3 protein-coding genes are annotated in these 2,367 nt (G+C 73.1%); all 3 read right to left on the reverse strand.

Annotation, left to right across the window (positions count from 1 at the left end; all coding sequences use genetic code 11):
- The coding region (locus HMPREF0591_RS29310) for a PPE family protein (protein ID WP_007172493.1) at positions 1-993 on the reverse strand (993 nt) is incomplete at its 3' end.
- A 139-nt stretch (positions 994-1,132) separates the two neighbouring features.
- On the reverse strand, positions 1,133-2,038 hold the full coding sequence (locus HMPREF0591_RS29315; protein WP_007172494.1) for a class I SAM-dependent methyltransferase: 906 nt from the start codon (positions 2,036-2,038) through the stop codon (positions 1,133-1,135).
- 10 nt (positions 2,039-2,048) lie between these two features.
- Positions 2,049-2,367: PPW family C-terminal domain-containing PPE protein (locus HMPREF0591_RS29320; RefSeq protein ID WP_007172495.1), on the reverse strand; the 319-nt coding region annotated here is incomplete at its 5' end.

The raw sequence follows: 2,367 nt of genomic DNA on the forward strand, positions 1-2,367 counted from the left end.
CGGGGCCGAGGCCGGGGCGGTAGCGGACGGCGCCGGGGCCGTGACGCTCACCGGCGCGCCGGTGGTCACCGCGGGCATTTTCGCGGTCTGGGGTGCCGGCGCGGGTACCGCGGCGGCGGGTACGGGGACCGGTCCGGGCTGAACCGCGGTCAGTCCGACCAGGCCGACGAGGCCCGCCGCGGCGCCGGCCGGGAGGGCGAGCGCGAACGCCGCGATCTGGGGGGCGAACGCCTGGAAGGCCTCGATCGCGTGCGTGAACTCGTCCGCGATCAGCAGGCCGATGTCGTTGAGCAGCTGCGTCAGCGCCTCGGACGGGTTCTCCGGGAACTCCTCCAAATCGCGAGCGATGGTTTGGAAGATCTCCGTAAACCTGTTGATCCACCAGCTCAGCTGGTACGGGTTGCCACCGTCGTTGTCGACGATCCCGGAGTCGTCGGGCTCGTCGCCGGCGTCGGCGTGCAGGATGACCGGGGCCGGGTCGGTCGTCGGGGTGGAAGCCACCGCCATGGTCGAGACCGCCTGGTAGGTGGTCATCGTGGTGGCCGCCTGCACCCACATGCGCGCGTAGTCGGCCTCGTTGAGCGCGATCGGGATGGTGTTGACGCCGAAGAAGTTCGTCGCCACCAACGCGCCGTGGACGGCGTGGTTGGCGGCCAGCTCGGGCAGCGTCGGCATGGTGGCCACCGCGGCGGTGTAGGCGGCCGCCGCGGTCTCGTGCCGCGCCGCGGCCGCCGCGCTGTCGGCGCTCGCGCGCGTCAGCCACGCCAGATAGGGCGCGTGGGCGGCCACGTACTGCGCCGCGGCGGGCCCCTCCCACGCCCCGGCCTGGGCAGCCGCCAGGGTCGCGGACAGCTCGTCGGCGGCCGAGGCGTACGTCGTGCTCAGCGAGCTCCAGGCGGCCGCGGCGGCCAGCAGGCCGGCCGGCCCCGGACCGCTGCTCAGTTGAGCCGAATGGACCTCCGGGGGCAGCGCCATCCACACCGGTGCGGTCATCCCGCGACTCCTCGCCGGGCTGGGAGCGGCGCCGCCCGGGCTGTTGGGCGGCGCACCGATCAGCCCGGTAGTAGTCGGAGGGCGCCGCGCGAAAGTTCCCGCGCGGGGTCAACTCATCGGGAACTCATGCGAACCCGGGTCAGGATTTGACCGCGCTCACCAGGGTGTTGCGGGCGACCATCGGCCCGGCGTCCACGTCGGGCCCGGGCACCGGCCTGCCGTTCTGGCGGAGGAAATCGGCCAGCGGGGTGCCGACCGCGGTCCAGCCCCGTTCGCCGAACCATTCGGTCGCGGGCGCGATCCGCTCGTTGTACACCAACTGATAGAAGGGCCGTTCGGCGCCGTCGGCCATCGCGGCGCGCTCTTGTTCGCGTTTCGCCTCGAAGTCGTCCTGGTCGAGCGGGGCGCCGTCCTCGACGGCAACATGGCTGCCCGAAGCGGCCAGGCCGTCGATGCCGGTGAACAGCTGCTGCTGGGCGGCGGCCGGGAGATAGATCAGCAGGCCTTCGGCGATCCAGGCCGACGGCCGGGTGGCATCGAAGCCGCTGTCGCGCAGGGCTTGCGGCCAGTCCTCGCGCAGGTCGATCGCGACCTCGCGGCGATCCGCCTTCGGTTGTGCGCCCTGCCGGGTGAGCACCTCGCGCTTGAAGTCGAGGACCTGCGGCTGGTCCAGCTCGAAGACGGTCGTGCCGGCGGGCCAGTCCAGGCGGTAGGCCCGGGAGTCCAGGCCCGCCGCGAGGATGACCACCTGCCGCACGCCGGCGCCGGCCGCGCGACGGAAATAGTCGTCGAAGTACTTGGTGCGGGCGCCCTGGAAGTTGACGAAGTGCTCGCCCCAGTCCGGAGTCGTCAGCTCGTGATCGGGGGCCTTGCCGTCCAGGACGTCGGCCGCCCACCCGCCCACGGCGCGGCAGAACACCTCCGCATAGGGGTCGACGACCAGCGGATCCGGCTTTTGCGCCTCCAGCGCTCGCGCGGTCGCCACGAACAACGCCGTCGAACCGACACTCGTTGTGATGTCCCAGGTGTCACCTTCGCTACGCACGGAGTCGACATTACCGGCGCCCGGCGTCGGGCCGGTCCGGCGCGGTGCCGCCGTCGGATTCCCAGCCGTCGGGCAACATCGGCAGCCGGGGGCCGGACCCGAACTCGTCGACCAGTGCGGTCAGACCCGTTGCCCGGGCGGCGGCCTTGCCGTGCGCGGTTCCGGCAAACCCCAGCCGTGCGGCCCCGCGATCGGAGGCGGACGTCGCCGGCTCGTCGGCGGGCGCGCCCCAATCCGGGTCGACGTCGACGTTCATGTCCGCGAACTCGTCGCCGTGGTCGCGCTGGTCGCGCGCCGGCGCCGGCGCGCCCTGGCGCTCGCCCGGGCGG

The organism is Mycobacterium parascrofulaceum ATCC BAA-614 (assembly GCF_000164135.1).
Classification (GTDB): Bacteria; Actinomycetota; Actinomycetes; order Mycobacteriales; family Mycobacteriaceae; genus Mycobacterium; species Mycobacterium parascrofulaceum.